Here is a 14,943-nt window from a genome sequence, read left to right as displayed (position 1 = left end):
GCGCGCGAGTCACATATATGGCACACTGCCTGATACCTTGGGGGGCCAAGGAGCCGGAAATGAAAAAAACCAAAGAGCAGATTGCGGCGCTTCCACTGCGTTGGAACGATAGAGACGAAGTTGAAGTCCTGATGATCACATCCCGCGGCACGGGTCGTTGGATCGTGCCTAAGGGCTGGACCATGAAAGACGTGAAGCCATGGGCCGCCGCCGCCATCGAAGCGTTGGAGGAGGCTGGGGCCAAGGGCCACATCGCGCGAGAGGTTTTCGGCACGTACAGCTATGACAAGATTATGGACGACGGCACGCCGCTGCCTTGCCGCGTGCGTGTCTATCCGATGATCGTCGAAAAGCTGAAAAACGATTGGAAGGAAAAGGGCCAGCGCACGCGCAAGTGGTTCTCACTCGCCGAGGCGGCCAAGCTGGTCGACGAGCCGGACTTGGCCGACATGTTGTCGCAGCTGATCGTCAAGCCCAAGAAGACGCCTGTTGCCGGTCCGATGCTGCGTCGCGCCGCCTCCTGATCCAACCTTGAGACTCGCCGTCCCCGGTCGATCGTCACACAACAAAAAGCCGCGCCTGTGGGGACGCGGCAATTGTCATTTCAATCACTGAGTTTTAACGGCGACGATGCCGTTCATCGTTACGTACTGGGATCGGGATTGCATCGGGTTGCGGTGCCAACGATCCAAGGAGTTCAGACAGACGGTCCGACACCGCGTCGATCACTTTGCGCAAGCCACTCCGCTTTCCGGCCATCTCAACTCTCCTTCTTCCTACTACGTAAGGTGGAACGGCTTGCCCCGGTCTTCAAGTGAAAGATGTGAAACTCGCGACATTATGACCACGTCGGCGGGGAATTGCGCAAATTCGGAGCAATCGCTTACCCCGTGCAACCCATCACCTCGACCGCGCCGCGGCTGCCGATGACGGTGATCCGCATCTGGCTGCGGTCGATGCCGAACGACCGGTTTCCCGACTTCAACATCTGCGCGGAGGCATCGATACGACCGCCGCGCCGGGTCACCCGTGCGTCCGTCACCCAGACATCCGGGTCGGGCATCTCAAACACGACGGCTTCGGCGCGCCCCTGCGACGGCACCTCGATCTGACCTGTAATCGCGAACCCGTTGGCGATCGGGCGCAGCAGGCATCTCGCCCGCGCCTCGACCCGGCGCGGACGGTCGGCGAGCGCAGCGCGAATGCCAGGATCCTCCTGTCCGCCGATATTCAGGACTGCGGCGACATCAACCTGGGCCGGCAAGCAGATGTCGGCGCAGACACCGATATCCACGCGCCCGCGCAGTTCCGCCGGTCCATTGCCCGCCGCGATCAGAAGCGGCAGAATAAAGTCCCGGTCGTACCCGATGGACAGCGCATCGCCTTGCCGGAAAACCGACGGCGTTGGCCAGGCCGGCGTTACCGACCGGACGTTGCGCGACCCGCGCCAATCCATCTGCGGCGAAATACCGGCCGCCCCGGCACTGCGCCAATAGGTCTTCCAGCCGCGTTTCAGACTGAACCTCAAACCTGCGACATGAGTGCCGTCAGCGCGCCGCCAGCCGGGCAACACTTCGACCGAGATAACCTGGGACATATCGGTGATCTGCGCGCGCGCCATCGCCGGGGCCACGGCACCAAGCAGCACTGCAAATGTCAGGAGTCGAATGAATGTCAGCATCTTCCGGATCATTTAGGCGATGATCCTGACCAATGGAAATCACGGCTACGGCATAAGTACGGCATCAAGGGCGCGGGGCCGCCGCGCGGCGCAGCCGGTCATTGATCGCGCGACCCAGACCGGTTTCCGGTACGGGGGCCACGTCGATCCGGACCTTACCCAGCGACGCGGCCAGCGCATCAATCGCGTGAAAATGGTCAAAGAGGTTGGCCGCCGCCTCGACCATATCGCCGGTGGGAGACAGGTTCAGGTCCCCCGCGATATCGCCGAAGCCCAGCAACACCGCCGTCGGATCTGCAACCGTCACGCCCATGCGAACCGGCCGTCCCGGGGCATAGTGGGACGACAATTGCCCTGGGGCCTGAACCTTGCCCGGCGTGACATCGCGCGGCAGGGTGCGCCCCAGCAATGCCTTTATTTCTTCCGCCGCCAGCCCACCTTCGCGCAGCAGCGCCAGGGGCGTCGCCCGCAGAATCGTCGATTCCAGCCCGACCGCGCAAGGCCCGCCATCCAGCACGCCGTCGATCCGGTCGCCCAGACCGTCGACCACATGCGCCGCCCGCGTCGCCGACACGCGGCCAGATGGATTGGCCGACGGGGCCGCCACGGGCCCACCGACCGCCGCCAGCAAATCGCGCGCCAACGGGGACGCCGGTACACGCACCGCAACCGTGTCCAGACCTGCCGTCACCAGCGGCGACAACCGATGCCCCTTACGCAGGGGCAAGACCAGCGTCAGAGGGCCGGGCCAGAAATGCATCGCCAGATCGCGCGCGGCGGCGTCGAACATGGCAAATTCTTCCGCTGCCGCGATGTCCACCACGTGCACGATTAACGGGTTGAAGCTTGGTCGCCCCTTGGCCGCAAAGATGCGGGCGACTGCCTCACCGTTGGTCGCATCAGCGCCCAAACCATAGACCGTCTCGGTCGGGAAAGCCAAAAGTCCGCCCCCACGCAGGGTCTCAGCGGCCGCATCAACCTGGTGCGGGCCAAGAACCTGCACCCTGTGACGTCGTGTTTCAGTTGATGACATGCCCGTCCACGCCCTAAGTTCCGGATAACAGAAGGACCCCTACAGGTCTGGATCCTGAAATGGGAGGTTTCACATGCCCTATCGCGCACCCGTATCCGAATTGCGTTTCGTCCTCGATCACGTTGTCGGGTTCGACCGCGTCGCGGCCACCGACCGCTTTGCCGAGGCAACGCCCGACATGGTCGAAGCAATCCTGAAAGAGGCTGGCAAGATGTGCGAAGACATCCTGGCCCCTCTCAATCGCGCGGGCGACTTGAATCCCGCGACACTGGAGAACGGCGTGGTTCGCACGTCGCCCGGATTTGCCGATGGATTCGCGGCCATCGCCGAAGGCGGATGGCTGGGCATGTCGGCCGATCCGGAGCATGGCGGGATGGGCCTTCCCATCGCACTAACCATGGCAGTGAATGAAATGATGGGCTCGGCCTGCCTGTCGCTGCAGCTGAATCCCCTGATGACCCAGGGCCAGATCGAGGCGCTGGAGGCCCATGCCTCCCCCGAAATCCAGAAGACCTATATCCCCAAGCTTATCTCGGGCGAATGGTGCGGCACGATGAACCTGACCGAAGCGCAGGCCGGATCGGACGTCGGTGCCCTGCGCACCAAGGCCGAACCCAATGGCGACGGGACCTATGCAGTTACGGGTCAGAAAATCTATATCTCTTGGGGGGATAACGATTTTTCCGAGAACATCTGCCACCTCGTCCTTGCCCGCCTGCCCGACGGGACCGAAGGCACGCGCGGCATCAGCCTGTTCATGGTGCCCAAGCGCATCCCGGACGAAAACGGTACCCCCGGCGTGGCCAACACGCTGAAGGTCGTCAGCCTGGAGCACAAGCTGGGCCTGCACGGCTCCCCGACGGCGGTGATGCAGTACGATGGTGCAACCGGCTGGCTCGTGGGTGAGCCGCACAAGGGCATGGCCGCGATGTTCACCATGATGAACAATGCCCGTCTTGGTGTGGGCGTACAGGGCCTTTCCGTGGCCGAGGCCGCAATGCAGCACGCCATTGGCTATGCCATGGACCGCAAACAAGGCAAGACGCCCGGCGGCGACGGGACCATATTGGAGCACGCCGACGTGCGCCGTATGGTGCTGGGCATGAAGGCCGACACCTTTGCTGTCCGGGCCATTGCGCTTGATTGTGCCGTGGCGCTCGATATGGCCAAGGCGACCGGAGACGCAGCCTGGAAGGCGCGTGGTGCATTCCTGACGCCCATTGCCAAAGCGTTCGGCACCGACACCGGCATCAAGGTCGCCGGCGACGGAATCCAGGTGCACGGCGGCATGGGCTTCGTGGAGGAGACAGGTGCCGCGCAATACCTGCGCGACGTCCGTGTCACCGCGATTTACGAAGGCACCAATGGCATTCAGGCGATGGACCTGGTGGGGCGCAAGTTGATGGACGGCGGTGTCGCAGCCTTCGCCCTGATCGACGAGATCGAGGGCTTCGGGAACGAAGACCTGCGCGCCGCCGCATCGCATCTTCGCACCCTGACAAAGTGGATGCTGGATCAGGACATGCAGGACCGGTTCGCCGGGGCGGTGTCTTACCTGAACGCCTTTGCCCGAATCTTGGGGGCGTATTACCACCTGAAAGCGGCGAAGGCCGATCCGACCCGCGCGCCGCTGGCGACCTATGCCGCCGGGCGCATGATCCCCGAGGCCTTGGCCGAGATGGCCAAGGCTCGGACCGGTGCCGCGGAACTTTACGCGGTTTCCACGGACGTGATCGCAGCCTAAAGCCAAGGGGGCCAGCCCCGCCGCACCCCCAGGGATATTTCCGGCAAGAGGAAGGACGGTCCGCATGAAAGATAGTGACCTGCCCGACGGAAATGTCGGACTGACCTTTCCATGGGCCGAGCCCCCCGCCGAAGGCGACGCGATCGAGGTAGCCGAAGGCGTCCTTTGGGCGCGGCTGCCCCTGCCGATGGCGCTGGACCACGTCAACGTCTTCTTTCTACGGGAGGCTGACGGCTGGGCCATGGTGGACACAGGATTCGATACCAAGCGGACCCGTGCGATTCTGGACAGGCTGCGCGCAGGGCCACTTGGCGGCTTGCCGATCACTCGGCTTCTGGTGACGCATCATCACCCCGATCACGTTGGTCTGGCTGGATGGCTGCAAGGGCAAGGCGTCGAGCTTTTGATGACGCGGACGGCCTGGCTGATGGCGCGGATGCTGACGCTGGACGAACAACCATTGCCGACACCCGAAACGTCGGAGTTCTGCCGGCAGTGGGGCATGGACCCTGAAATCCTGGCCCGGCGCGCGCAGGAACGACCTTTCAATTTTTCCGACATCGTGGCCCCCCTGCCCGTCGGTTACACCCGGATTCAGGAGGGGCAGGAGGTCACTCTGGGCGGTCGTAGCTGGCAGGTTGCGCGGGGCGACGGGCACGCGGTGGAACATGCGGTGCTGTATGAGGTGGACGGCGACCTGGTGCTGGGCGGCGACCAACTGCTGCCCGGGATTTCCCCGAACCTGGGTCTTTATCCGACCGAGGCGAACGCCGACCCCATCGGCGACTGGCTGGCCGCATGCGACCGGCTCTCCCCGCTGGCACGGCCCGGCCACCTGGTCCTGCCCGGGCACAAACTGCCATATCGCGGGCTGCCGTCACGCATGGCCAGTCTGCGACAGAACCACGTCACCGCGCTGGATCGTCTGCACGCCCATCTGGCGGAGCCACGAACCGGCGGCGAGTGTTTTGCCCCGCTTTTCAAGCGCACGATCGGCGAGAGCCTTTATGGCCTGGCCTTCTTCGAGGCCATCGCCCATCTGCAACATTTGCACCTGACGGGGCGCGCGCGGCGCACAACACGGGACGACGGCGTCTGGATATGGCACGCGATCTGACGCGTTGTTGAGTTGTGCTGAACGGCTTCTGACCCCATGGTATGCGTTATGAACGAACCCAACACGACCGCTGATGCCATGGAGGCCGCCGCCCTGCACCGCTGCGCCGACTTGCGCGCCGACGGGCGCGACCATGCTGTGCCGGTGCCTGCCTCCGTAAGCCGCAACAAAGATAAGAGCCCGGCTGAATGGGCGTTCCAGCGCGTGATCCTTCAATTGAAAGCTTTTGAAGACAGCCTTGATGATGATCACGTAACGGGTATGGGCTTTGCCGGCGGTCCGTCCGGTGTTCTGCGCATTCAGGGCATCGGCTTCAGCGCGCCCGATCTGGTCACGTTTTCGGGTACGAACGAAAATGGCGAGGCAATGCAGGCGATCCAGCACGTGAGCCAACTGAACGTCATGCTCCGCGCCGTTGCAAAGTCCCCCAGTCAGGAGGTGGCCGAGCGCATCGGATTTCGACTGGCCCGCGCGTTGGAGGCCGCAGATGCGCCCAAGGCCGAACCACGCGACGATAACTTACCCGTAAATGAGGCGAACACGGCATCGTGACACCGCCCCGCGCATCCGCTAAACGGGCATCGATCATTCTATTCGACCAAAGGAACGCTACATGGCCGAGGAACATAAGCCCGGAAGCATGGACACGACTGAGCAGGAAAAGACATTTGCCGGCTTCATGACTTTCACCAAATGGACCGTGATCGCGATCATCGGCCTCCTGATCTTCCTGGCTATCTTCCGGACCTGATCGCCATGGTTCGCGCAATTGCCCTGATGCTCCTGTTGCCGCTGCTGGCGGCCTGCGGGGCGGACAACGTCTATGCGCCGTTGGCGGAAGTGGACCGGCGCGCATATCGGGCCGATGGGCCAACGACGCTAACGTTGCTGACGGCGATCAACAATCGCTCGGGCGCGGGGGGGCATTCCGCGTTGATGATTTCCGGAAGCCAGCGGGTGATCTTTGATCCTGCCGGAACCTGGCACCACCCGACCGCGCCTGAACGTGGTGACGTGATCTTTGGCATCACGCCGACCATGCTTGAGTTCTACATCGATTATCACGCGCGCCCGACCTATCACATGGTCAGCCAGGAGATCGTGGTTTCGCCGGACGTGGCCGAGCAGGCGCTACAGATGGTCCAGTCACATGGTCCCGCAAGCAAGGCGACCTGCGGGCAGGTCGTCTCGGGCATCTTGCGGGATCTTGGCTTTAACCAAGTCAATCGCCGCTGGTATCCAGACAAGATCATGCGGGATTTCTCAGCCGTCCCGGGCGTGCGTGAAGAAAAAGTCTTCGACGATACCGTCGACCCCCATTCGCCCGAGCGACCGGCGGTGGCGCGAATCACCGACGACGGTTTCGAGACGACTCAGGGATAAACGGCGTCCCGCATCGCCTTGGCACGAGCACGCATTCAGAGCCATGATCCCAGCCAATGGATGCAGGTTTTCCAAAGCCATTCATCCGCGTTCCGATCAACATCGAAACGATTTTTCATCTGCGGCGCGACCGTGTTTTGATCATCCTGCCGCTGCAAGACGGACTGCAGCCGACGAAACCACCCCACGGCTGATCGACCGATCGAACAGGCACCGGCGCGCTGCGATTGCAGGCCGCAGAATGAAAAACCCCCGGACGCTTGCGGCATCCGGGGGTCTATTCTGCGGCTTGGCAGTGGGGCGACTTACATCATCCCTTCGCGCTGAGCCTTCTTGCGAGCGAGCTTACGAGCACGGCGGACGGCCTCGGCCTTCTGGCGTGCTTTCTTCTCGGAGGGCTTCTCGAAATGTTGCTTGAGCTTCATTTCACGGAAGACACCCTCGCGCTGCAACTTCTTCTTCAGAGCCCGGAGGGCCTGATCGACGTTGTTATCGCGAACGCTAACCTGCATGTGGTTTTCACCACCTTTCTAAGTTTGAGTGGGTCGGATAAATCCGTGCAGGAGATGGTCATATAGGAGCGTGGCCCTATGTTGTCCAGCACCCGCTGAGACCCCAACACGGAGCGCGACATGAACGACCTGAAAGACCGCTTGCTGGACGCCGCGCTGCCCCACGTGGCTTTTGACGGATGGTCCGAAGCCACTTTCCGCGCCGCGATTGAAGATGCGCAGGTCACGCCCGCGCAGGGCCGCGCCGCTTGCCCGCGCGGTGCGCTGGACCTCGCCTTCGCCTTTCATTCGCGGGGCGACGACAGGATGGTCGCACAGATTCGCGGACAGGACCTGTCGGAGATGCGGTTCCGCGACCGGGTGGCTCATGCCGTGCGCACCCGGATCGAAATCGCCAGCGAGAACCGCGAGGCCGTTCGGCGAGGCGTGACGCTTTTTGCGCTGCCGATGCACGCCGCCGACGGGTTGCGTGCGCTTTGGGGGACATCCGACGCTATCTGGGATGTGCTTGGCGACACCTCGGACGACGTGAACTGGTACACCAAGCGCGGCACGCTGTCGGGCGTCTATTCGGCGACAGTGCTTTATTGGCTGGGCGACACCTCGGACGGCTACCGGGAGACGTGGGACTTTCTGGATCGGCGCATCGATAACGTCATGCAGATCGAGAAGGTGAAGGGCCAAGTCCGCAAGTCCCCGGTCCTGTCGCGGCTGATGGCAGGGCCGAACATGATCCTTGACCGGATCAAGGCACCTGTACGCGGCGCTCGGTCGGACTTGCCGGGTCACTGGCGCGATCCTTCCTGAGGAGACTTGCGACAAGGGCCTGACCCGCCTACCCCCTAGGCATGACCGACACACTCGCCCCCGCCGGCCCGTTTTCCGCGCCCGAGCGCGACGCCGTCTACCGCGCGATCAAGACGCGGCGTGACGTACGCAGCCAATTCTTACCCGACCCGGTTTCCGACGATGTTCTGCGTCGCCTGCTGACGGCCGCGCATCACGCACCATCTGTCGGGTTGATGCAGCCCTGGAATTTCGTCGTCATCCGCGACCCGTCCGTAAAGGCGCAGGTCGCGCAGGCCTTCAGCCGCGCCAACGAGGAAGCGGCTGCAATGTTTCCGGCCGAGAGACGCGCGCTTTACTCCTCGCTCAAGCTGCAGGGCATCGAACAGGCTCCGGTGAACCTGCTGATCACCTGCGACCGCACGCGCGACGGTGCCACCGGGCTGGGCCGGACGCATGCGCCCGACATGGACCTGCATTCGACCGTCTGCGCGGTTCAGAACCTCTGGCTTGCCGCGCGGGCCGAGGGTGTCGGGGTTGGCTGGGTAAGCATCGTCACCGACGCGGACCTGCGCGGCATCTTCGGGTTGCCCGATCATGTGGTCCCGGTGGCTTATCTTTGCATTGGCCACGTGGCGGAACTTCACACGGAACCCGAATTGCAGGTCAAGGGCTGGGCCAACCGCCTGCCGCTGGACGATCTGATATTTACGGATCGCTGGGGGCAACACTAGGCCTCGGTGATCACCGGCTTATTCCTTTTCAATGACATGTGGGGCATCAAACACAGTCGGCGCGATTGGTGTTCCATCGGTCCGGAAGGCGTGTTCGCTGTAGGTATCGACGCGCGCCGGGATGACCGTGCCCCTCTGCGCCACACCTAGAAAGATGTGCTTGGAGTTCTCGGGCGTCAGTTCGAACCAATTCGGATCATCGAATGTCCCGCCGTAGACCCCTACGGCATCGGCGAAGCGTTCAAACTGCAGGAACAGTTTTGTTCCGCAGGTGTCGCAGAAATGGACGAAAACCTCTTTCCCGCTGCCTCCCGAGACATGAGTATATGTCTTCGGTACGCCTTTCGTCAGACGGAAGGCCTGCGCCTCGAAGATCGGCTCCACCAAGTAAGCACCGCCGGTCGCACGCTGACAAAACCTGCAATGACAAAGGGTTACCTTGACAGGCTGACCCCGCGTTTCGTATCTGACGTTGCCGCACAAGCAGCCACCTTGGGCATTTTTCATCGTCGCACCTCCGGGCATCACATAGGGCACTGTTACTCCCTTGCGTGGATTGATCAAACACCTCCGAAACCAAGCGCTCCCCACGCATCGGAATGGCCGATCAAGAAGGTAGCAGGTGGTTGTTTGGGGGACCGGGGGGCTGTGTAGAGGGCGCGCAATGCGGACGAAATCGACCCCTAGTTTCTTCTATCCAACGGCACCATCTAGATCTTTGTCTTGAGCGTTGTCGGCTTGTATCTACAGACCAAAGCACTGCTACAGAAGTTTCGAGCCTTTCGCAGCGGCGTCTTGCAGCCCTTTTTCATGGGTGGGCAGACTGTCACCTGCGCAAGTCCAAGGAAGACGTTCTGACCAAAAAATATGCGCGGTTGGCTGATAGACTTCTGGAGTATCTAGAGTTGCGGCATAGAGATGGGTTTCATCGGCAAAAACCTCGGGTTCGAAGGACAAAGGGGAACCACATTCACCACAATAGCTTCGTTCAACTCGCGCTGACGAGCGATATACTTTTCGCGGGCCTGACCATTCGATTGTTTGTCGCTTGACCCCGAGCCAACTCACATAGTCTGAAGAGGCTGCACGCCTGCAATCCTCACAATGACAAAGCGCGGCCACAGAATGCTAGGTGCCGACCTCCAGTGGACTGCGCCGCAAAAGCATCGCCCTGTAAGATCGTTCATCAATTCTTCCTCTCGATGCCTGCGTAGCGTCAGATTGTGGCAGGGTAACTAGACCTGCGATCAGACGCCAACTTGAGAGCGCCGGTTGAGATGCCTAAACCGCCCACAGCCGACAGTCGTGCGGTCCTGAGCATTGGTGTTTTTGGGTCCCATGCCGCCAGTCGGAGCAGCGTCCCATAGGCGTACCGCTCCGCGCAGATCAGATCAATCAGCCGCAACCGCATGGCCCACCAGCCCACGGCCTGGAGATCCGGCTCCTTGTGGAGTTCATTTAAGCTGCCCTTCTGCACTGGCCCTTTCCCATCCCGGCCTGCTAGCTGTCTTGCATGCAGCAGGAGACCGCGATGACCCTCCCCGACACGATGCGCGCGATCGAGATATCGAGCCCCGGCGGCCCCGACGTGCTTACGGAAACGACCCGCCCCGTGCCTGTGCCCGGTCCCGGCCAGATCCTGATCGCGGTCGATCATGCAGGGGTGAACCGGCCCGACGCGTTGCAACGTGCGGGGGCCTATGACCCGCCGAAGGGGGCGAGCGACCTGCCCGGCCTCGAATGCTCGGGCACGGTCGTTGCCACCGGCCCGGGCGTGAGCCGCTGGCATGAGGGAGACAAGGTCTGCGCCCTGCTGCCAGGCGGCGGATACGCGGAATATGTGGTTACGCCCGCCGACCATGCGCTGCGCGTGCCCGAAGGCATGGAAATGGCGCAAGCTGCCGCCCTGCCCGAGACGTATTTCACCGTCTGGACCAACGTGTTCGAGCGGGGCGGTCTGAAGGGTGGCGAGCGCTTCCTCGTTCACGGCGGCACGTCGGGTATCGGGACCACGGCAATCCAACTGGCCCGTACCTTTGGCGCACGCGTCTTCGCCACGGCCGGGTCCGACGGCAAGGTAACCGTCTGCGCCGATTTGGGGGCCGAGGCGGTCAATTACCGCGACACCGACTGGGTAAAGACCATGACAGACGCGGGCGGGGCGGACCTGATCCTGGACATGGTCGGCGGCGACTACATCAACCGCAACCTGCGCGCGCTGGCCGACGATGGACGGCTGGTGCAGATCGCCTTCCTGACCGGACCCAAGGCCGAGGTAAATTTCGCACAGGTCATGGTGCGTCGCCTGACGGTGACCGGATCGACGCTGCGGCCCCAGTCAGATCTGGCCAAGGCGCGCATCGCACAATCTTTGCGGGACAGGGTCTGGCCGCTGTTGGATGCTGGGACCATCGGGCCGGTCATGGATCAGGTCTTCGATCTGGCCGACGCCGCCAAGGCCCATATGCGGATGGAAGCTGGTGATCACATCGGCAAGATCGTCCTCAGAGTGCGATGATGCCATGACCGCCTCTACGGACATTCGCCCGACCGATCCGGCGGACCTGCCCGGCCTAATGGCGCTTTATGCCCGGGCCTTCCCCGAGGAGGATCTGACGGGCACCTTAATCGCGCTACTGGCCGGTGATTGGCCGGTGATGTCGTTGGTCGCGGCCCCATCGTCGCGCATCTTCGGGCACATCCTGTTCACGCGTTGCGGGACGGGACAGGGCGACCGCGACGGGACGTTGCTCGCCCCCTTGGCGGTAGACCCTGAGCATCAGGGGCGGGGCATTGGTACCGCGCTGGTACAGGATGCCTTTTCCCGGCTGACCGCAGACGGCGTACGACAGGTGTTCGTGCTGGGCGATCCGGGCTATTATGCACGCTTCGGTTTTGCGGCGGAGGATCGCGTGGTCCCGCCCTACCCTCTGCCCTCGGAATGGGCCGCCGCCTGGCAATCCCGATGCCTGGAAGGTGCCGCCGCTCTCGGGGACGGCCCCCTACATCTGCCTGCTCCGTGGTGCGATCCGTTGCTTTGGCGACCGTGAATCAAGACTGATATCCGGGCTGGCCCACATCCGCGTCGCATGCGACGATCGGGACATGGATCTCGATGTTTCTCACCCCGCCCTTTCCGATCTGCGCGCCCGTGCCAAGCGCCGTATGCCGCATTTCGCGTTCGAATACCTAGACAGCGGGACAGGCCGCGAAATGGGGGTGCGCCAGAACCGCGCCGCATTGGACGGCGTGCAATTCCACCCTGCTATCCTTCAGGGCGAGATCGCTCCAGACCTGAGCCGCGCGACGCTGGACTATACGAACCCGGCCCCCTTCGGTGTCGCACCGATCGGCATGGCCGGCGTACTCTGGCCCGACGCCGAACGTCTGATGGCCGAGGGGGCCGCACGCCTGCGCATGCCTTACGGCCAAAGCACGGTCGCCGCCGCCACCCCCGAAGACACCGGGCCAATCGTCGGAGATCTGGGGTGGTATCAGCATTATCCCGTCAATGACCCCGAGATCCGTCGCGACATGCTGGCCCGGATCAAGGCATCCGGTTGGCGCGTGCTGGTCGTCACGGTGGATGTTCCGGGCGAGAGCCGCCGTGAACGCCAGCGGCGCGCCCACGTGTCGATGCCCCCGGTGATGACGCCCAGCATCGTCGCGTCGATCATCGCGTCGCCCGCCTGGGCGATGGGCATGGCGAAGAAGGGCAAGCCCGAAATGGTCTTCCCGAACAGCTATACAAAAGGCAGGACCGGGGCCGACGCCTTCACACATGCGGGCCGATTGATCCGGGGGTTTCCCGACTGGTCCTATATTGAAGAAATCCGCGGCGAATGGGACGGTCCTCTAGTTATCAAAGGCGTACAGGACCCCAAAGACGCAGAACGGCTGATCGGCATGGGCGTTGACGCGATCTGGGTGTCCAACCACTCGGGCCGCCAGTTCGAGGGAGGGCCCGCGGCGCTGGACGCCTTGAAGCCGGTGGCGGAGCGTGTGGCGGGGCGTGTGCCGGTCTACTATTGTTCGGGCATCGAGGGCGGCCTCGACATCCTGCGGGCGCTGGCCGTCGGGGCGGATTTCGTTTTCCTCGGTAAGGCGTGGTACTTCGCGCTCGCCGCGTTAGGGCCCAGAGGGATCGACCACCTGCACCACATCCTGACGGCGGACATGGTGGCGAACATGACCCAGATCGGGGCATCGTCGCTGGATGACTTGAAAGGGCGGCTCGTCACCAACTAGGAAACGCGGACGTCAGCGCGTCAGGGTACGACTGACCGCGTCCTGCCATCCGGCATAGCGAGTGGCGCGCTCGTCCTCGGACATCTTCGGCTCGAACCGCTTTTCCAAGGCCCACATCTCGGCAAATCCCGCCTGATCGGGATAGACGCCGGCGCGCATGCCCGCCAGCCACGCCGCACCCAAGGCCGTCGTTTCGAGCACTTCGGGCCGGTCGACCGGCGCGCCCAGGATGTCGGACAGAAACTGCATGGACCAATCGGATGCGCTCATCCCGCCATCGACCCGAAGGACGGTCTTTCCCAAGTCCCCGACATCAGCCTTCATCGCCTCCAGCAAGTCGCGCGTCTGGTATCCGACGGATTCCAGTGCCGCACGCGCGAATTCTGCCGGGCCGGAGCCACGCGTCAGGCCGAAGATCGCGCCGCGCGCGTCGGGATCCCAATGCGGCGCGCCAAGGCCAGTGAAGGCGGGCACAAGATAAAGTCGCTGTTGCGGGTCCGCCTTGTCTGCAAGCGGTTGCGTGTCGGAGGCCTGACCAATGATGCCCAGACCGTCGCGTAGCCATTGCACCACAGCCCCCGCGATGAAGATCGACCCTTCCAGCGCATAGGTCGGCTTGCCGTCCAACTGATAGGCGATCGTACCCAGAAGGCGATGGGTGGACGTGACCGGCGTATCGCCCGTATTCAGAAGCGCAAAACATCCAGTGCCATAGGTGGATTTGAGCATGCCCTTGCCGAAGCAAGCCTGCCCCACGGTCGCCGCCTGCTGGTCACCCGCGACGCCCAGAATAGGGGTTTGCCCACCCAGAAGATCGGTCGTGCCAAAGTCGGCCGCGCAGTCCAGCACTTCGGGCAGCATATCCATGGGAACGTTCAGCAGCTTGCATATCTCGGCGTCCCACCGTCCCTCGTGGATATTGTAGAGCATCGTGCGCGCCGCGTTCGTCGCATCGGTGACATGGCGCTGGCCGCCCGTCAGTTTCCAGATGAGGTAGCTGTCAACAGTCCCGAACAGCAGCTTGCCCGCCTCCGCCTTGGCGCGCGCACCATCCACGTTCTCCAGGATCCAGCGCAGCTTGGTCGAGGAGAAATAGGGATCCATCAGCAAACCGGTGCGCGCGGTGACCATTGGCTCGTGTGACTTCATCTCGCGGCAATAGGCGGCGGTGCGGCGGTCTTGCCAAACGATGGCGCGATGCACCGGCGTGCCTGTCTCGCGGTCCCAAACAACGGTCGTTTCGCGCTGGTTGGTGATCCCGATCCCCGCCACGTCGGTCGCGGTGATACCCTGCTTGTCCAGTACGGTCCGGCACGTCTGCTGAACGCTGTTCCACAGGTCGTCAACGTCGTGCTCAACCCAGCCGGAGTCCGGGAAATGCTGCGTGAATTCCTGCTGCGCTGTGGCTGCGATCTTCAGGTCCGCATCAAACAGGATTGCGCGGCTGGACGTGGTGCCTTGGTCGATAGCGAGAATATAGGTCATGTCGAAGCCTCCCTGACTTTGGCCGTTTTTGCCGGAGGACGCCGCGCGGAGCAAGGTCGGCGCGTTCGCATTGGTTCGCTTTCGTTCGGTTTCACATGCCGCAGCCCCGCATATGGCGAAAGCCACCGATTCCTGAATCGCGCCCTGACGGGGTCTTTGCCCACGCACCCCCAGAGTGTTTCCGAAACGGAGAAGGAGGGAATTGTTACAATTTCCCCCT

17 protein-coding genes are annotated in these 14,943 nt (G+C 62.9%); 11 read left to right on the top strand and 6 right to left on the bottom strand.

Annotation, left to right across the window (positions count from 1 at the left end; all coding sequences use genetic code 11):
• Window positions 1-59: 59 nt before the first annotated feature.
• Window positions 60-524 carry an NUDIX hydrolase gene (locus BLV27_RS09570; RefSeq protein ID WP_092645330.1) on the top strand — a complete coding sequence of 155 codons (465 nt, stop codon included), beginning with the start codon at window positions 60-62 and terminating at the stop codon, window positions 522-524.
• Window positions 525-883: 359 nt separating this feature from the next.
• On the opposite strand, the gene BLV27_RS09565 is transcribed toward BLV27_RS09570, so the two are convergent.
• The gene (locus tag BLV27_RS09565; protein WP_092645328.1) at window positions 884-1,693 is read right to left on the bottom strand and encodes a protein-disulfide reductase DsbD domain-containing protein; all 810 of its coding nucleotides are present in this window, start codon (window positions 1,691-1,693) and stop codon (window positions 884-886) included.
• 52 nt (window positions 1,694-1,745) lie between these two features.
• Window positions 1,746-2,714 carry an L-threonylcarbamoyladenylate synthase gene (locus BLV27_RS09560; RefSeq protein ID WP_092645326.1) on the bottom strand — a complete coding sequence of 323 codons (969 nt, stop codon included), beginning with the start codon at window positions 2,712-2,714 and terminating at the stop codon, window positions 1,746-1,748.
• A gap of 73 nt (window positions 2,715-2,787) precedes the next feature.
• Between BLV27_RS09560 and BLV27_RS09555 the strand changes: the two genes are divergently transcribed.
• The 5 genes from BLV27_RS09555 (at window position 2,788) to BLV27_RS09535 (ending at window position 6,958) form a co-directional block, all read left to right on the top strand.
• Complete coding sequence (locus BLV27_RS09555; protein WP_092645324.1) at window positions 2,788-4,458, top strand: acyl-CoA dehydrogenase; 1,671 nt, start codon at window positions 2,788-2,790, stop codon at window positions 4,456-4,458.
• Window positions 4,459-4,522: 64 nt separating this feature from the next.
• Complete coding sequence (locus BLV27_RS09550; RefSeq protein ID WP_092645322.1) at window positions 4,523-5,575, top strand: MBL fold metallo-hydrolase; 1,053 nt, start codon at window positions 4,523-4,525, stop codon at window positions 5,573-5,575.
• A 48-nt stretch (window positions 5,576-5,623) separates the two neighbouring features.
• Complete coding sequence (locus BLV27_RS09545) at window positions 5,624-6,127, top strand: DUF6173 family protein (protein ID WP_092645320.1); 504 nt, start codon at window positions 5,624-5,626, stop codon at window positions 6,125-6,127.
• Window positions 6,128-6,188: 61 nt separating this feature from the next.
• Window positions 6,189-6,326, top strand: coding sequence for an aa3-type cytochrome c oxidase subunit IV (locus BLV27_RS09540; protein WP_092645318.1), 138 nt, complete (start codon window positions 6,189-6,191; stop codon window positions 6,324-6,326).
• Between the two features lie 5 nt (window positions 6,327-6,331).
• Window positions 6,332-6,958 (top strand): hypothetical protein, encoded by a 627-nt coding sequence (locus BLV27_RS09535; RefSeq protein ID WP_211605499.1) that lies wholly within the window; start codon window positions 6,332-6,334, stop codon window positions 6,956-6,958.
• Between the two features lie 305 nt (window positions 6,959-7,263).
• Here the strand turns inward: BLV27_RS09535 and rpsU are convergent, their stop codons facing one another.
• A complete protein-coding gene (gene rpsU, locus BLV27_RS09530) occupies window positions 7,264-7,470 on the bottom strand; it encodes a 30S ribosomal protein S21 (protein WP_055082236.1) in 207 nt (68 codons plus the stop codon).
• Between the two features lie 120 nt (window positions 7,471-7,590).
• On the opposite strand from rpsU, the gene BLV27_RS09525 reads away from it, so the two are divergent.
• Entirely contained in the window at window positions 7,591-8,277 is a 687-nt protein-coding gene (locus BLV27_RS09525) for a COQ9 family protein (RefSeq protein ID WP_092645316.1), read from the top strand.
• Window positions 8,278-8,318: 41 nt separating this feature from the next.
• On the top strand, window positions 8,319-8,990 hold the full coding sequence (bluB, locus tag BLV27_RS09520; protein ID WP_092645314.1) for a 5,6-dimethylbenzimidazole synthase: 672 nt from the start codon (window positions 8,319-8,321) through the stop codon (window positions 8,988-8,990).
• An 18-nt stretch (window positions 8,991-9,008) separates the two neighbouring features.
• Here bluB and BLV27_RS09515 read toward each other — a convergent pair whose 3' ends face one another.
• Window positions 9,009-9,497, bottom strand: coding sequence for a GFA family protein (locus BLV27_RS09515; RefSeq protein ID WP_092645312.1), 489 nt, complete (start codon window positions 9,495-9,497; stop codon window positions 9,009-9,011).
• 255 nt (window positions 9,498-9,752) lie between these two features.
• Window positions 9,753-10,112, bottom strand: coding sequence for a GFA family protein (locus BLV27_RS20200; RefSeq protein WP_092645310.1), 360 nt, complete (start codon window positions 10,110-10,112; stop codon window positions 9,753-9,755).
• 409 nt (window positions 10,113-10,521) lie between these two features.
• On the opposite strand from BLV27_RS20200, the gene BLV27_RS09500 reads away from it, so the two are divergent.
• From BLV27_RS09500 to BLV27_RS09490, 3 genes are read left to right on the top strand one after another with little or no spacing between them, the layout of a single operon-like run.
• Window positions 10,522-11,508, top strand: a complete 987-nt coding sequence (locus BLV27_RS09500; protein WP_092645306.1) for an NAD(P)H-quinone oxidoreductase — start codon at window positions 10,522-10,524, stop codon at window positions 11,506-11,508.
• Between the two features lie 4 nt (window positions 11,509-11,512).
• Window positions 11,513-12,040, top strand: coding sequence for a GNAT family N-acetyltransferase (locus tag BLV27_RS09495; protein ID WP_170831407.1), 528 nt, complete (start codon window positions 11,513-11,515; stop codon window positions 12,038-12,040).
• A 55-nt stretch (window positions 12,041-12,095) separates the two neighbouring features.
• Window positions 12,096-13,238: an alpha-hydroxy acid oxidase gene (locus BLV27_RS09490; protein WP_092645302.1), complete on the top strand. Its 1,143-nt coding sequence runs from the start codon at window positions 12,096-12,098 to the stop codon at window positions 13,236-13,238.
• Between the two features lie 12 nt (window positions 13,239-13,250).
• Here BLV27_RS09490 and glpK read toward each other — a convergent pair whose 3' ends face one another.
• Window positions 13,251-14,723 carry a glycerol kinase GlpK gene (gene glpK / locus BLV27_RS09485; protein WP_092645588.1) on the bottom strand — a complete coding sequence of 491 codons (1,473 nt, stop codon included), beginning with the start codon at window positions 14,721-14,723 and terminating at the stop codon, window positions 13,251-13,253.
• Window positions 14,724-14,943: the final 220 nt, after the last annotated feature.

It is taken from the genome of Jannaschia faecimaris (assembly GCF_900107415.1).
In the GTDB taxonomy this organism is placed as follows: Bacteria; Pseudomonadota; Alphaproteobacteria; order Rhodobacterales; family Rhodobacteraceae; genus Jannaschia; species Jannaschia faecimaris.
Note: the sequence above shows the minus strand (reverse complement) of the source record. Positions and strands in the feature narration are given on the sequence as shown.